Here is a 239-nt window from a genome sequence, read left to right on the forward strand (position 1 = left end):
TTGAGCGGGTCGTCGCCACGGTAGTAGTCCATGACGATGTGCGCCTTCTTCTGAAGGAACTCGTTCTCGGTCGACCAGCGGAACGCCTCGTCGATCTCCTTCGTCGAGCACAGCGTCGAGAAGATCGACGAGTAGCTCTTCGCGTGCACCGACTCCATGAACGCGATGTTGGTGTACACCGCCTCCTCGTGCGGGGTGATCGCGTCGGGGATGAGCGAGACCGCACCGACGGTGCCCTG

The 239-nt window shown here is 61.9% G+C and carries 1 protein-coding gene; it reads right to left on the bottom strand.

The genetic code is table 11. The annotated features are described in order from the left end of the window. A partial coding sequence (locus tag ACZ3HG_RS24755; protein ID WP_465335178.1) for a ribonucleotide-diphosphate reductase subunit beta occupies window positions 1–239 on the bottom strand: 239 nt, incomplete at both ends.

It is taken from the genome of Erwinia sp. PME.40.26/001, from assembly GCF_055556675.1.